Here is a 14,124-nt window from a genome sequence, read left to right on the forward strand (position 1 = left end):
GGGCCGATCCGGCCGAGCGGTTTCGCGAGCAGAACGAAGGGCCCACCGGTTGGTGTGCACCGGTGGGCCCTCGGATTTCCCGCTACGCGAGACCGGCCTTGGCGAGCGCCAGCACGAGCGGCCGGGTTTCGTCCGCGTCGACGGCGAAACGACGGAATCCCTTGCCGTGCAAGCCCGCCACCAGTTCCTCGGACACCGCGCCGGACAGGCGGATGCCGATCGGGGAATCGCCCGCCTGTGTCATACAGCGGCCGAGCGCATCCTCGAGCGAGGGGTCCACAGTGGACCGTGGATCGGTGGTGAGCAGGCCCCGCTTGACGTAGCTGTCCAGCGGTTCCGCGGTCAGCAGCTGCCGGGCGGGAATGCCGAACATGGCGGCTTGCAGGACCCGCATTTCCAGCCAGATCCGGTTGCTGGCGTCCGCGATGCCGCGGAAGTTCGCCAGCGCACGCGGGCTGGTCAGGTAGGCGCCGACGGTCAGCCCCGACCCTGCCGGCGGGCGCAGCCCATGCAAGGCCGCGGCCTCGGCCGGATCCGAGATATGGCGTACCGCGAGGTGCACGCTCGCCGTGCCACCGGCGTCTTTCATCGCTCGGCGTAATCCGGCGATCTGCGCCTCGATCAATTCGGGTATCCCGAGCGGAACGGCCAGTGACGGATACCGGGTGGTGAGCGCGGTCTGTTGCATGAGCTCGCGGGACTCGTCCGAGATGAAGTCGATAGCCCGGACCCCGAACTCGACCTCCCCGGCTTCGCGCAGCAGCGGTGCGACCTCGGCCGCGATCGCGTCGGCGACCGGCTCCAGGTGTGGTGCGCCGGCGTCGCGGCTGTCCATCAGCGCCTGCACGAGACGATCCAGGTGCCCGGATGCGGCGAGCACGTCGTCCAGCGCCGTGACCAGGCCCGTCGCCCCGGCCGACAAGGCCCGGGGCACATCGGCGGGCAGCGTGACCTTGCCGAAGATCGCACAGTCCGCGGTCAGGTCGCTCGCCGCCGACATCAGCGACTCCAGGGCGCTTCCGGTCTCGGTCGGGGCCGAGGTCGCGAACGAGCCGGTGAACACCTCACCGGAGGAGCCGTCGACCGAAACGTGGTCGCCTTCCCGGAGCGTCTGCCCACCGGCCACCACGGTGCGCGCGGCGAGATCGACCTTCAGTGCCGAGGCACCGACCACGCAGACCTTGCCCAGTGCCCGCGCCACGACCGCGGCGTGGCTGGTGGAACCTCCGGTGGCGGTGACGATGCCCTGCGCGGCGATCATCCCGTGCAGGTCCGCCGGGCTGGTCACCGGGCGCGCGAGTACGACGTCGTGCCCGGCCTCCGCCAGTTGCTTGGCCCGGTCGGAGTCCAGCACCAGCTCGCCGCTGACCTGACCGGGGCAGGCGCCGATGCCGGTGGTCAGCAGACGGCCGCCGGCCCGTGCCTGTTCGACCTCTGCCTCGTCGAAACCGGGGCGCTGGACCTGGCGCACGTGTTCGACGGCCACGTGCGCGAGGACCTTTCGTGGCGGTACGACTCCCTCGGTGAGAAAGTCCGACGCGATCCGCACCGCGGCGTCCGGGGTGCGTTTCGCGCCGCGGACCTGCAGCAGGTAGAGCGTCGAATGCTCGACGGTGAACTCGATGTCGAGCACGTCCCCGATGTTCGCCTCCAGGGCGGTGGCGGTCTGTTCGAGTTCGGCCAGCACAGGTGCGGGCAGGGCCTCGCGCACCGGATCCGGGGTGCGCGTGCCGGCGACCACGTCCTCACCCTGGCTGTGGGCGAGGTACTCGCCGAAAAGGCCGGGCTCGCCAGTGGCGGGATCCCGGGTGAACACCACGCCCGAACCGGAGTCGTCGCTGATGTTGCCGAAGACCATCGACTGCACGACCACGGCGGTACCGAGATCGTGCGGGATCTTGTGGAACTCCCGGTAGGTTCGCGCGCGGCTGGTGTTCCATGACCCGAAAACCGCCCGCACCGCGCCCGCCAGTTGCTCACGTGGATCCTCGGGCACCTCTTCGCCGGTGTCGGCGAGCAGGCGGTGTGCACACGCCGACCACACGCGGTCGAAAGCCGCACCGGGATCGTCGTCCTGGCGGACCGAGAGGACCTCGTCCGGCGGTTGTTCGTCGCCGAGTGCGCCGAGCACGATCTCGCCGTACATGGAGTGGAACCGGGCCACCAGGTCGGCCATGAACCGGGTGTCGCCGGCGGCGGTCGCCAGCGCCACCGCGGACTCCCGGCTGAGCCCGAGGTTCAGCACCGTGTCCATCATGCCCGGCATGGAGATCGGCGCACCCGAGCGCACCGAGAGCAACAGCGGACGAGGTCCCCGGCCGAAGGTCTTGGCGGTCCGGGTCTCGAGCCCGGCCAGCCTGTCCGAGATCTCCTCGAGCAGGCCGGCGGGCATCGTCTCCGACTTCAGGTACTGGCGGCAGGCTTCCGTGGACACGATGAACCCAGGCGGAACGCGCAGTCCCTGCCTTGTCATCCGCGCCAGTCCCGCGCCCTTCCCGCCGAGCTGGTCGACCGCTTCCGGGTCGGCCTCGTCGAAGGTGAGCGTGAACAGACTGCCCGCCACGCTGTCGTTCCCGCCGTTCATTCGGTGCGTTCCCGGCCCAGCGTGCGCAGCAGGTCTTCGTGGAATTCGAACCAGATGTTGTGGATCGAGTCCGCGGTCGGTGAGGATACGAGGTCGTGCTGCCCGCCGTCGATCGCGCGCGAGGTGGCCAGGAACCGGTGCTGGTAGGTGACGAACCGGCGGTCGTGCTCGGCCAGCGCGTTCAGCAGCGGCTGCAGCTGCTGGACAAGCCGGCCCAGCCGGAAGATCACCTTGTCGTCGTAGGCGGAGTCGGAGTGATTGTTGGTGATCTTGCGCCCGCCGACCTCGATCACCTGCCACGACGACATCGCCTTGAGGAACTGGGCGTTGACGTTTTCGAACCGGTCGATCAACGAGGCGACGAGCGGATCCTGCCGCACGCCGGAGTAGAACCGGCTCGCCGCTTCGGCGAGGGCGGGTTCCGCTTCGTCTGTGGGCAGGGCCGCCCCATCGGCCACGAATACGAGACCGGCTTCGGCGAGCCGGGCGAGCGCCGCGTCGGCGTCCGCGGTGTCGCACCCGCACACGCGCGCGATCACCGGCGGGGACGCCATTTTTTTCAGCGCGACGACATTGAGGACGTCGTACTCGGGTTTGGCGAGAGTGGCCACGGTCATAACTGTCCTTCTCCTGGGTCCGGGCGGCAGCACGCGTGCCGCCCGGACCGGTGTTCGTCGGGGCGGGAACGGCTACAGCCAGCGGTACTTCGAACGGCGCCGGTCGGCACCATCGGGGAAGGGCAGGTACCCGGCACCCGAGAAGATCTTGCTGGGCACCGTTTCCTGCGCGAAACCGCGTTTGGTGATGTCGTAGTAGTAGTTCGCCACCCGCTGATCGATTTCCCACAGGTCGTAGTCACGGCATGCCTTCTCGTATGTGCCGGCGAGCCGCAGGTGGGGCAGGATCATGTCGATGTAGTAGACGTACTGGCCGTTCCAGATCAGGTCCCGGCGGCACATCTTCGACGTTTTCGAGTAGAGCTTCAGCGTGGCGTTCTGCACCCGCGTCATGTGATCGCCGAGATCCGCGATCTTGATCGGGTAGACCTCACCCATGGGGGTGTTCCACTTCTCCCGGGCGAACACCGCGCCGCCCACGATCGCCTCGATGTAGTTCTTCGGGCGGGTGAAGGTGGTGGAGATGTCGTTGACCCGGATCTCCTGCAGGCCCATCTTCTCCGGATCGATCGTCAGGGCGAGCGTGTAGCAGTGGGGCAGCTTCTCGTCCTCGCAGACGTCGCTCCAGTGGAAGATCTCCTCGTTGACGAACAGGTCCCGCAGGATGAGAAGGCGCCCGTCGGGGAGCTCGTAGGGCCCGGTGTCGCCGAGGCCCAGCCGGCAGTCGTAGTGGTCGAGGAACGACAGCAACTCGGCCGCCGCATTGAACTGGGTGAAGGCTCCGTGCGCGGGGCTGCCAGCTTCCAACGGCTCGATCTGTGCGGTGATCTGCTCGAGGAAGTCCGCCTCGTGAATGCGGCAGCGGTAACGGTCCTGTGAGTTGAGGATGTAGCCGTCCTGCCGCTTGCCCCACAGGATGCGCTGCATGAACTTGAGGATCTCGTTGGATTCCTCGATGTACTCGTCCGGCTTGATGGCCTCCAGGGCCAGCAGGCCACAACGCCCCATGCCGAAGCCCACCGCGCCGATGCACCAATCGTGTACCGCGTTGACCTTCGTCCCGATCTCACGCCGTGCGGTCGCGCCGATGTCCATGATCCCCTGTGCGCCGACCTCGTCGGTGGTCATGCGCAGGATCTCCGGCCACCGGTAGAACTCGTGCATGAACGCCAGGATTTCGTATTCCTGGCGCGGAATCATGCCCGAGACGCCCTCGGTGGCGCGCATGACCAGCACGTCCCAGATGTTCCACGCGAGGTAGTTGTTGAGATCGTTGAGCTCGTCGATGGTGAACTGCTCGCGCAGCACATCCTCTTTGGACACTCGCTCGAGGACTTTGCTCTTCGCCCTGGCGCGCATCATCTTGTCGCCGAGGATCCCGTCGGTCACGGGTTCCATTCCCACGAAGTTGCCCGTATAGGTCAGTTCCTGGAATCGAAGTCCGTCATCGAGGTCCTCGTAACGCTGTTTGTAGGTGGCCTTGCTGTCACCGGTGATCGTCATTGATGCTCCTGTCGATGAAGAGGCGAAACTGGCTCGATGAGGGAATCAGTCCGCGACCACGCGGCCAATCTCGTGGTCGGTGCAGTCCAGCCGCACCCGCCGGCCGTCCAGCTCCTTCGCGATCTCCTCGAAATGCGACTCGTCGGTGTCGCCCACGACGTACCGGGACTCGCTCGCGGTGAGGTGCGCGGTCATCACGCACGGCGTCTGGAACTCGCGGGAGAGGATGCCCAGATGGGACTCGGGGGCGCCGGACATGGTGATCACGCCGATCGCGCCCATGCTCAGTGCCGGCGCGAGAAACGTCGTGGTGCCGCCACGAACGAGCAGGATGTGCTCCTTGAGCTTGCCGGACTGGATCAGCTGGATGACGTCGGCCGGCGACGACAGATATTTGACCGTGCCGCTCGGTGACTTCGCTGTGTCGAAGACGTTATAGCCCTCGGCCAGGACCTCGCCCATTCGTTCCTCCTTGAACTGATGGTGGTGGTGTCGCCCCCGTCACAGTGCCGCCCGGCGCGGTCGTCGCCGATGGCATACGTGGACAAAAGTCGCCCTGGCGGATGTCCGCACGGGACAAACAGCAGTACACGGCCTCGACGGTAGGCGCGCGACAGCGTTCGCGCCCCGCCCATTCGGGTGTGCCGCAACCGGGCGCGATGCGCTCTTCTTGGCCCACTTCGATGAGGAGGTCACAGTGAGAGGTCCGGGAGACATTCTTCGCGTCGCAGCCACCCGTTTCGGGGATAAGAGCGCGCTCGTCACCGCGACACGGACGTTGACGTTCTCCGAGCTGGACGAGCTCAGTCAACGCTTCGCCGCGGGGCTCGCAGGACGAGGCGTGCGGCCCGGCCAGCCGGTGTCGTTGTACGCGCAGAACCGGTGGGAGTGGATCGTGGCCTACCACGGCGCATTGCGTGCCGGCGCCGTCGTCAATCCGGTCAACGTCATGCTCACCGCCGAGGAGCTGGCGTTCGTCCTCCAGGACTGCGGCGCGGCGGCGGTGTGCACGAGCGCCGAACAGGCCGGGCGCGTGGTCGAACTGACCCGGCACCTGCCCGCGCTGCACACCGTCGTGTCCTTCGGGGGCCCTGTCGAGGGCGCACTGGCGTTCGACGAACTCCTGGCGAGCACGGGCCCGGCTCCCGAGATCACGCCGGTTCCCGAGGAGCCCTGCACGATCGGCTATACCTCGGGCACCACCGGGCATCCGAAGGGGGCCGTGCAGAGCCACCGTGCGGTCCTGCTCAACTGCGCGCTGACCGCCACCATGCATGGCCGGACCGAGCACGACATCGTGGTGACCGCGCTGCCGGCGCCGCACGTTTACGGCAACGTCGCCATCAACGGCACGTTCCTGGCCGGCGGCACCGTCGTCCTCATGGAACGCTTCGCCCCCGCCGACGCGCTGCGGCTGATCGGCGAGCACGGGGCCACCCTGTTCGAGGGTGTGCCCGCCATGTACTCCATGCTGCTGGCCGCGCCCGAACTCGACACCGCCGATCTGTGCTCGCTCACCCGCTGCACGGTCGGTGGCCAGACCATTCCCACCTCGACGATCGAACGCTGGCAGGAGCGCTCCGGTGCCCCGCTGATCGAGCTGTGGGGCATGACCGAGATCTCCGGGCTCGGCACGACTCACGCGTTGCACGCACCGCCGCTGCCCGGCTCGATCGGAGTGTCCCTGCCCGGCGTCGAGATCCGGATCGCCGACCTCGACGATGTCCGCCGAGACGCTCCGCATGGTGAGCCCGGGGAGCTGATGGTGCGCGGACCGATCGTCATGCTCGGCTACCACAACAACCCCGAAGCCACCGCCAGGACAATCGAACCCGATGGCTGGCTGCACACCGGCGACATCGCCACGATGGACGAGACCGGGCACGTTTTCGTCGTCGATCGGCGCAAGGACATGATCATCACCGGTGGTTACAATGTCTATCCGGCCGAAATCGAGCGCGTGGTCGCGGCTCACCCCGCGGTCGCACTGGTCGCGGTCGGCCCGGTGCCCGATGACGTCAAGGGCGAACTCGCCTGCGCCTACGTCGTACTCGCCCAGGGCGCCTCAGTGACCGAGGAGGAGCTCATCGCCTACACGGCACCGCGGCTCGCCGCCTACAAGCGCCCCCGGCTCGTCAGATTCGTGGATGCTCTCCCCACGACCTCGACCGGGAAGCTGATGCGCAGGGAGCTGATCAAACAGTTCACCCCCTGACCACCGCGCGAGGGAATGATGGACGACCTGCACCGGCTGGCCGCGCAACACCGCGACCTTCTCACGCTGCTGGACCGCGACGCGGCCCTGCGCGACGCGTTGGAGCTGGTCACCAGCGATGGCCAGATCGCGTGGATCGGCGAACCCGACGGAGCCGGCACGGTCATGTTGCGGCACACGCGCGGCGACCTCACCGGCCAGCTCCGTAATCTTCGTGTGCCATCGGGCCTCGGCCTCACCGGAAAGGTCCACCAGTCGGCGCTGCCCAGCTGGGTCGACGACTACTTCCGCGCGTCCACCATCACCCACACCTTCGACGAGCAAATCCAGGCCGAGCGCGTCACCCGGCTGCTGGCCGTGCCCGTCGTGTGGGACGACCAGGTTCTCGGGGTACTGGCGGTCGGCGCACGCGACGACGGCGTCTTCGGCGACCGCGCCGTGGCGCGCGCGAACGACGTGGCCGACCGGGTCGCCCTCGCCGTCGCCGTGGCCGAACGCGCCCGCCTCGCCAGGGAGGTCGCGGTGTACGAGGAACGCAGCCGGCTGGCCGCCCAGCTCCACGACACCGTCGGAGCGTTACTGTTCGCGATCGGCTCCAGCGTCACCGGTCTCACCGAGACGGCCGAGGGAGATCCTGAACTGGCGGCAGGACTCGAACGGCTGCGGCAGCAGACCGCGCAGGCCTCCATGGCGCTCCGCGACTCGCTGCGTGCCCTGCATGCTTCACCATCGGCGCTGGCCCTGTCCGTCACCTTGCAGGGCGACTGTGCCGCGTTCAGTGACCGCACCGGCGTCCCGGCCGAGCTGATCATCCTCGATGATCCGCCCGACCTCCCCCCTTCCCGCACCGAGGTCCTGGTCGCCGCGGTCCGCGAAGCGCTGCTCAACATCGAGAAGCACGCGCAGGCCTCCGCGGTCGTCGTCACGATCAGCAGGCACCAGGCGGGCGGGATCACCGTCGCGGTCACCGACGACGGAACCGGTCTGCCCACCGCGCACGCTCCCGGACTCGGCCTCACCACGACCGGCGACGCCGTCGCCCGGGTCGGCGGAGCGCTGCACCTGTCGTCCGATCCCCAGGGCGGCACCATGGTCCGGATCGAGCTGCCATGCTGACCCGGCAGCGCATCGGGGTGTTCGTCGTCGACGACCATCCCGTTGTGCGCGACGGAGTGGCCCTTCAGCTCGCCCGGCACCGCGACATAGCCGTTCTCGGGCACGCCGCGACCGCCGCCGACGCGCTCACCGGCTGTGCCCGCGAGCAACCCGACATCGTCCTGCTCGACCTCCGCCTGCCCGACGCACTGGCCGCCGACGTCGTACCCGGCATCCGCGCCGCGAGCCCGCACAGCCGGATCCTGCTCTTCACCGCGTTCCCCGACCACGCCTCGGTCGCCCCCACCCTCGCCGCCGGCGCCTGCGGCCTGCTCGTCAAAGACGCCTCCGGCACCACCATCCACGACGCCCTGCTCCAAGTCGCGCGCACGGGCAGTTACCCGGCCGCCAACCCCGCCAGACAGGCACCGGTCACACGGCGCGAATACGACGTGCTGCGCCTGGTCGCCGCCGGCCACACCAACCCCGAAATCGGCGAACGGCTCGGCCTGTCCCTCAACACCGTCAAGACCTACCTGCACAACGTGATGCACAAACTCGGCGCACGCAACCGCGCCCAGCTCATCACCAACGCCCGCACCCACGGCCTGCTCTGAGCGACTCGGGTCGGCGGGCGGCGCGTGAGGATCATCGCTGCTCGCGTGGTTGATCGGCGTCGCGTGCCGGGTTGATCCCGGCTGCGCTGAGTGCGCCGGCCGCCAGCGACACGACCCCCGCGACGAGGAACGCGATCCGGTAGCCGTGAGCGCCGCCGGACCCGACGAGCGCGCCGGTGACCGCCGGGGCGATGATTCCCGCCAAGGTCGACAGCGCGGCGAACAAGCTCACCGACAGCGCGCGGAACGACGCCGGCGCGACCTCCGCGGCGAGCACGAAGCCGATCGGAAAGATGGGCTGTGCGAGCGCGGCTCCGATGGCGACCAGCACAACGACGGCCACCGGCCCGTTCACTGTCGCCCCGATGACGACGAGCGCGCCGCCGGCGACCGACGTCGCACCCACCAGGAATCCCCGGCTCCACCTGGTCCCGACACCGCGGCGGATCAGCAACGCGCTCAGCGCACTCCACGCCAGCATGACGACGATGGAGATCCCCGGTGACACAGCCAGAAGCCAGCCGGTCGTCGCGGTGGAAAAACCGAGCGCCTTCGTGAAGAACGCGGCCATCCAGGTCGTGGACAACGTGGCAGTCCAGTAGGCGGCGAAGCAGACTGCCGTACACAACAACCAGGACCGGTTGATCACCAGCTTGCCGAAACCGCTCGCCACACGACGCCAGGAAAGCGACTCACCGGAACCGCTACGGCCGGAGTACGGGCCCTCGCCGCCGGCGAACGCCCACAGGACGCACCAGGCGACCCCGATAACGGCCAACGCCAGGAAGACGGATTGCCAGCCGAACCGCACCATGAGGAACGTCAGCCCTGGCCCGGCGAGCAGCACTCCCAACGGGGAACCGATCATCACCAGTGTGGCCGGGACGGTCCTGCGCTCATCGGGAAACCACGACTGCACCGCGAAGTTCCCGAGCGGCGTCGCGGGAGCCTCGGCGAAACCGAGCCCGATGCGGCTGAACAAGACCACCGAGAACGCCGGGGCGAGCGCGACGGGCAGCATGCAGATCGCCCACATCAGAGCGACCACCAGCAGGATCCTGTTCACCCGGACTCGTGTCGCGATCCAGCCGAAGAGGATCGCCGAGGCCGAATAGGTGAAGAAGTAGCCGCTGCCCAGGAGCCCGAAGCCCTCGGGGCTGATGCCGAACTCGCTCATCAACGGCACGGAGACCAGTCCGAGCGCCGACTTGTCCGCCCAGTTGATCATCATCAAGGCGACGGTCAGCACCACGACGATCGCCGCGCGCGTCCGATCCTTCGATTTGTTTCGCAGGGACGACGACGCCGGCGTCACCTGAGCACTCATTCGAATCCCCTTACCCGAGAGTGAAAGCCGGAATCAACGCTGCCGCTCGCGCACGGCGGTCAGCGCCGTGGGGGGCGTGGGGCCACGACCCGCGCCGCGGGTGGGGCAGACGGTCGCACCTGTCGCGGACACCGAGGCGGTGAGGAGGTCGAGCCCGGTCACCCGCATTTCGATCCGGTCGCCGTCGTGGACTTCGCCGACACCCTCCGGCGTACCGGTGCTCACGATGTCGCCCGGATTCAGTGTCATCACCGTGGACACGTACGAGACGAGCTTGGCCACGCCCCAGATGAGGTCTTTGAGGTCGGCCCGCTGGCGGAGTTTTCCGTTGACCCACAGGTGAAGCTCGAGTTCGTCGATCGGTGGCACGTCCTGCCGCGAGACGATCGCCGGTCCCAGCGGCGTGAAGGTGTCGAACGACTTGCGCACGGAGCGGTCTTCGCCGCCCCGCATCGTCATGTCGAGCAAGCAGGTGTAGCCGAACACGCACTCGAGCGCCTTCTCCTCGGGGACGTCGCGTGCGCGACGGCCGATCACCGCGGCCAACTCGCCTTCCTGGTCGAACCGCCGGTCGGTATAGGGCAGCCGCACCACACCCCCGTCGGCGAGCACCGACGACGGCGCTTTGAGGAAGACACCGAGCGAGTCGATGTGGCTCGCCTCGTTCATTTCCGCTTGGTGGTTCCGGTAGTTGACGGGGGCCGCCACGATCTTGGAGGGGTCGGGCACCGCGGGGAGCAGCACGACGGACGAGACGTCCACTTCGGGCGCGCGTCGTACGAGCTGGTCGAGATCGGCACCCGAGCCGGCCGCCTCGATCAGTCGCCGCATCGGGCTGCCGTGGCCGGCCGGCAGCAAGCCGGTGACGTCGCGGATCTTGTGGTCGGGCCCGCGACGCACGCCCGCGCGGACACGGCCGGCGGCGTCACGGAAACTGAGATAACGCACGAGAACTCCTTAACGGGCCGATTCAGAAAACGGTGGCCGAATCCGACGGTGCGGCCAGCCCCGGAGCCGCTGTGCCCGGCGCGGCCGCCGCGTACAGCCAGTCGATGTCGCTGTAATCGTCAGGCTCCCGGCGGGCGAAGAACCTGTTCCGCAGGCCGATGACGAGTGGGTCGTCGGTGTGCCACAGTTCGCCCCACGGCCTGGCCCTGGTCTGGCACAGCGACGTGCGGGGCAGACGAGCGTCCTGGAATTCGCGATACGCCCGGTCGACGTCGCCGGGGTGGCGCCCGAGCCGGTAGCCGAGCTCGACGGCGTCCTCGAGCGCCTGGCACGCACCCTGGCCGAGGTACTGCAACATAGGATGGGCCGCGTCGCCGGTGAGCAGCAGCCGGCCGGCGATCCACGTGTCGGCCGGGCTCCGGTCGTACATCGGCCAATACCGTTCGCGGTCGAGCCTGCTTACGGCAGTGCGAACCGGATCGCAGGCGTTCGCGAACGCTTCGTCGAGTTCGTCGACGGTTCCCCAGTCGCCCGGACCAGTGTGTCCTTTGTGGAATCGATCGCTGCGGAACACCGCCACCTGGTTGCACAGCTCGCCGCCCCGCAGCGGGTACTGGATGACATGAATGCCGGGGCCGACCCACAGCCCGACCTCGTCCGGCGCGAGGGAACCTCCCGCCTCCGCCATCGGCACCGCGCAGCGGTACGCGGCGTACCCACTGCACACCGCGGTGTCCCTGATGACCTTCTCACGCAGCGTCGAGTGCAGACCATCCGCCGCTATCAACGCTTCCGCCTCGTAGACCGAGCCGTCGCCGCAGACGACGGCGGCCCCATCGGCGCGAACCTCGGCTCCGACTACCGTCCGCCGGTTCTCCAGGCTGACGAGTTCGTGCTCCCGGCACCTGGCCGCCAGCGCGTCGAGCAGGTCGCTTCGGTGCAGGACCAGGTAGGGGTAGCCGAAGCGACGTTCGAAGCCCGGACCGAGGTCGAGCGTCGTCAGCACCTCGCCGCTCACGGCGTCACGCATCACCGCCCGGCGTGGAGCGACCGCGAGCGCACGGATGTCCTCGAACACATCGAGGGCGGCCAGCGCCCGGCTGGCGTTCGGGCCGAACTGAAGGCCGGCGCCGATCTCCGCGAACTCCTCGGCTCGTTCGAGGACGTGGACACGCCGGCCATGCCGCGCGACGGACAACGCCGCGGACAAGCCGCCGATCCCCCCACCGACCACGAGAACCGGGTACCTCGTCGTGCTCATGCGGACTCCTTCAGAGCGGTTTCAACACGCAGCAGGCCCAGCGCTTCGAGCACTGGCGCATCGCTGGTGGTGAACAAGTCGAGCTGGGTACCGGCGGTAATCGCCCGAGGCGTCCACGAGGGGATCGCGACAATGTCGCCCGGCTCCACGTCGAAGACCTGAACCGCATCGCCGGCGCCGAGCTTGATCTGCGCGGTTCCGTGCAGCACACACGCCACCTGCCCGCCGGTCTGGCGAGTCGTCGGCGTAGTCGTGCCGGGCCGGACCCGCTCGACCTCGCAGCGCATCGTGGGCATCACATCGCCGCCACGAACCGGGTCGGTGTAGCGGAGCCGTGCGTACCCGCTTTCCCGGGCGCTCATCTGCCGCTCCAGGGCGAGCTCGGTGTCGGCCCACCGGTAGGCCAGCAGAGGTGACCGGTGGGAGGGGAGGCCGGGCCCGCCAACGGGAACGAGCCCGGCTCCGCCCGCGTACCACGCCTCGGACGACGAGAGCGGAGCCGTCGTCCGCGCTGCCTGCTCCGACGGGCCTTCTTCGAAGAAAACCGCGTCGAGGGCCGCGACGACCGGCAGGTCCAGGACGTCCATCCAGATCATCGGATCGGGACCCGGATTGTGGTGTTCGTGGAACGTCCAGCTCGGAGTGAGCACGAGGTCGCCCGTGCCCATGTGAAGGGGGTCGCCGTCGACGAGCGTCCATACGCCCTCACCTTCGACGATGAACCGCAACGCCGCAGGTGTGTGGCGGTGCGCCGGGGCGACCTCGTGCCCCCGCAGGTACTGGACCGCCGCCCAGAGGGTCGACACCGCGTAGGGCGCGCCGTCGAGCCCGGGGTTGGCGCAGGCGAGCACGCGCCGGTCTCCGCCCCGGTCCACGGGGATCAGCTCACCCGCCTTGGCGCCCAGCTCCCGGAGCTCTTTACCCGCCCATCGGTGCGGGACGCTCCGCACGACGGGCTCAGGCGTCAGGAGCCCGCGGAGTTCCCACAGTGGCTGCAGCGACGTCTCGGACAGGCGCTCGTAGAGAGCCGCCAGGTCCGGGTCGGCGGCGCCGAACTTCGGTGTTGCCATGTCACTCCGATCGAGATCGACTGGATGGTCAGGGGGTCGCCGGTGCTCGCCGAAGCAGGCTCTGCCGCCACCGTTCGGTTCCGCCGAGGTCGTTGAAGGTGAAGACGTGGAATCCCGCGATGTTCGGTGACCTCCCGATGTCGGCGGCGACAGAGCGGACGATCTTGCCCGGGTTGTAGCCGCCAGGCAGGAAAAATCTCCACAACAGTTGCTGCTGCTTCCGGAGGAACCGCGCGGAATCCCCGAGGCCGATGGCTCCCGCGATGCGCATCAGCTTCTGCCGGCTCACCGCGCCGGGAATTCCGATGCGCACCGGCAAGTGCACCCCGCGCTCCGGTAGTGCGGCCGCCCACGACCGGATGCGCTTGATGTCGAAGCACATCTGAGTCGTGATGTGGTGTGCCAAGGGTGCCTTGTCCGACAGTGCCCGGGTGAGATCCGGTTCGCCGATGAGGGGGTGGCCTTCCGGGTACCCGGCGATTCCGATGTCGCCGAACACGAAACCGGACTCATGGATGTCGACGAGGAGTTCGTGTGCCGTCTTGTAGGCACCGCAGTCGTCGCCGTCGCCGCCGACGACGAAGAGGCTCGAGATGCCCGCGGCACTGAGAATTCCCAGGAAATCCTGCAGCTCGGCCTTGTCACGTGTCAGCCGGGCGGAAAGGTGCGGCGCCACCCGGTAGCCGGCCCCGGCCAGCTCGGCGGCAAGCTTCACGGTGGCCGACAGTCCTTTCTGCGGCGATGCCGTCACCGTCAGCGGTACGGTCCGCGGAACGTGCCGCAGCACGTTCTCACGCGTGCCCTTGAACGGCATCACCTCGTAGCCCATGTCCTCGGCGGCCGCGGCCACCGCACGTCTCCGGTCGTCGCCTGGTTCGTCCACCGGG

General features: G+C 68.5%; 12 protein-coding genes. 3 read left to right on the plus strand and 9 right to left on the minus strand.

All coding sequences use genetic code 11. The annotated features are described in order from the left end of the window. Positions 1–82: 82 nt before the first annotated feature. The 4 genes from HFP15_RS05085 to HFP15_RS05100 all read right to left on the minus strand — a co-directional run bounded on the left by HFP15_RS05085 (position 83) and on the right by HFP15_RS05100 (position 5,166). Positions 83–2,584, minus strand: coding sequence for a pyruvate, phosphate dikinase (locus tag HFP15_RS05085; RefSeq protein WP_168511947.1), 2,502 nt, complete (start codon positions 2,582–2,584; stop codon positions 83–85). After that, positions 2,581–3,201: a hypothetical protein gene (locus HFP15_RS05090; RefSeq protein ID WP_168511949.1), complete on the minus strand. Its 621-nt coding sequence runs from the start codon at positions 3,199–3,201 to the stop codon at positions 2,581–2,583. Before HFP15_RS05090 ends, HFP15_RS05085 begins: the two co-directional genes overlap by 4 nt. Positions 3,202–3,273: 72 nt before the next feature. Continuing rightward, entirely contained in the window at positions 3,274–4,704 is a 1,431-nt protein-coding gene (locus HFP15_RS05095) for a hypothetical protein (RefSeq protein WP_168511951.1), read from the minus strand. Between the two features lie 45 nt (positions 4,705–4,749). Further along, a complete protein-coding gene (locus HFP15_RS05100) occupies positions 4,750–5,166 on the minus strand; it encodes a PEP-utilizing enzyme (protein WP_168511953.1) in 417 nt (138 codons plus the stop codon). 235 nt (positions 5,167–5,401) lie between these two features. Between HFP15_RS05100 and HFP15_RS05105 the strand changes: the two genes are divergently transcribed. The 3 genes from HFP15_RS05105 to HFP15_RS05115 are packed head-to-tail and all read left to right on the plus strand — an operon-like array spanning position 5,402 to position 8,631. Further along, entirely contained in the window at positions 5,402–6,919 is a 1,518-nt protein-coding gene (locus HFP15_RS05105) for a class I adenylate-forming enzyme family protein (RefSeq protein WP_168511955.1), read from the plus strand. An 18-nt stretch (positions 6,920–6,937) separates the two neighbouring features. Beyond that, a complete protein-coding gene (locus HFP15_RS05110) occupies positions 6,938–8,035 on the plus strand; it encodes a GAF domain-containing sensor histidine kinase (RefSeq protein ID WP_246271382.1) in 1,098 nt (365 codons plus the stop codon). Further along, positions 8,029–8,631: a response regulator transcription factor gene (locus tag HFP15_RS05115; RefSeq protein ID WP_168511959.1), complete on the plus strand. Its 603-nt coding sequence runs from the start codon at positions 8,029–8,031 to the stop codon at positions 8,629–8,631. Before HFP15_RS05110 ends, HFP15_RS05115 begins: the two co-directional genes overlap by 7 nt. A 31-nt stretch (positions 8,632–8,662) precedes the next feature. Here HFP15_RS05115 and HFP15_RS05120 read toward each other — a convergent pair whose 3' ends face one another. Genes HFP15_RS05120 through HFP15_RS05140 form a run of 5 tightly spaced genes read right to left on the minus strand, consistent with a single transcriptional unit; the run spans position 8,663 to position 14,120 of the window. After that, positions 8,663–9,958, minus strand: a complete 1,296-nt coding sequence (locus tag HFP15_RS05120; RefSeq protein WP_168511960.1) for an MFS transporter — start codon at positions 9,956–9,958, stop codon at positions 8,663–8,665. Positions 9,959–9,991: 33 nt separating this feature from the next. Then, positions 9,992–10,906: a fumarylacetoacetate hydrolase family protein gene (locus tag HFP15_RS05125; protein WP_312871467.1), complete on the minus strand. Its 915-nt coding sequence runs from the start codon at positions 10,904–10,906 to the stop codon at positions 9,992–9,994. A 22-nt stretch (positions 10,907–10,928) separates the two neighbouring features. Next, a complete protein-coding gene (locus HFP15_RS05130) occupies positions 10,929–12,167 on the minus strand; it encodes an FAD-dependent monooxygenase (RefSeq protein WP_168511962.1) in 1,239 nt (412 codons plus the stop codon). Continuing rightward, complete coding sequence (locus HFP15_RS05135) at positions 12,164–13,237, minus strand: cupin domain-containing protein (RefSeq protein WP_168511964.1); 1,074 nt, start codon at positions 13,235–13,237, stop codon at positions 12,164–12,166. The genes HFP15_RS05130 and HFP15_RS05135 overlap by 4 nt, the downstream gene beginning before the upstream one ends. 28 nt (positions 13,238–13,265) lie before the next feature. Further along, positions 13,266–14,120, minus strand: coding sequence for a methylenetetrahydrofolate reductase (locus tag HFP15_RS05140; protein ID WP_312871468.1), 855 nt, complete (start codon positions 14,118–14,120; stop codon positions 13,266–13,268). Positions 14,121–14,124: the final 4 nt, after the last annotated feature.

The organism is Amycolatopsis acididurans (assembly GCF_012328925.1).
Classification (GTDB): domain Bacteria; phylum Actinomycetota; class Actinomycetes; order Mycobacteriales; family Pseudonocardiaceae; genus Amycolatopsis_E; species Amycolatopsis_E acididurans.

Excerpts from the sequence above, each read along its gene's own strand:
- HFP15_RS05130 (WP_168511962.1), bottom strand. The coding sequence starts at position 12,167 with ATGAGCACGACGAGGTACCCGGTTCTCGTGGTCGGTGGGGGGATCGGC.
- HFP15_RS05120 (WP_168511960.1), bottom strand. The coding sequence starts at position 9,958 with ATGAGTGCTCAGGTGACGCCGGCGTCGTCGTCCCTGCGAAACAAATCG.
- HFP15_RS05100 (WP_168511953.1), bottom strand. The coding sequence starts at position 5,166 with ATGGGCGAGGTCCTGGCCGAGGGCTATAACGTCTTCGACACAGCGAAG.
- HFP15_RS05090 (WP_168511949.1), bottom strand. The coding sequence starts at position 3,201 with ATGACCGTGGCCACTCTCGCCAAACCCGAGTACGACGTCCTCAATGTC.
- HFP15_RS05085 (WP_168511947.1), bottom strand. The coding sequence starts at position 2,584 with ATGAACGGCGGGAACGACAGCGTGGCGGGCAGTCTGTTCACGCTCACC.
- HFP15_RS05095 (WP_168511951.1), bottom strand. The coding sequence starts at position 4,704 with ATGACGATCACCGGTGACAGCAAGGCCACCTACAAACAGCGTTACGAG.
- HFP15_RS05110 (WP_246271382.1), top strand. The coding sequence starts at position 6,938 with ATGGACGACCTGCACCGGCTGGCCGCGCAACACCGCGACCTTCTCACG.
- HFP15_RS05115 (WP_168511959.1), top strand. The coding sequence starts at position 8,029 with ATGCTGACCCGGCAGCGCATCGGGGTGTTCGTCGTCGACGACCATCCC.
- HFP15_RS05135 (WP_168511964.1), bottom strand. The coding sequence starts at position 13,237 with ATGGCAACACCGAAGTTCGGCGCCGCCGACCCGGACCTGGCGGCTCTC.